General features: G+C 39.9%; 1 protein-coding gene. It reads right to left on the bottom strand.

Annotated features, from left to right (window positions below):
- Window positions 1-117 precede the first annotated feature (117 nt).
- Window positions 118-258 (bottom strand): winged helix-turn-helix domain-containing protein (locus GPK89_RS03380; RefSeq protein ID WP_215691583.1); only part of this gene is annotated, 141 nt, incomplete at its 5' end.

Raw genomic sequence — 258 nt, 5'->3', positions numbered from 1 at the left:
AGAACAATCCACACAGCTTTGCTATCAACGATAATGCCAATGCCGCCCCAAAATAGAATAAGAATACTGCTGACAACAATCTGCCTTTTAACTTCTTTATTTCTGATAAAGTCCATATCAACCCACCTTATAGCCAAGCCCACGAACGGTAATTATGATTTCCGGCTCCTGTGGATTTGTTTCAATTTTGTCACGCAGCCTTTTCATGTAAACAGTCAGCGTATTATCATTGATAAACTCTCCGGTAGTGTCCCATAA

It is taken from the genome of Gemmiger formicilis (assembly GCF_018784445.1).
GTDB lineage: Bacteria > Bacillota > Clostridia > Oscillospirales > Ruminococcaceae > Gemmiger.
The sequence above is the reverse complement of the archived record's forward strand: the minus strand, read 5'-3'. Positions and strand labels throughout refer to the sequence as shown.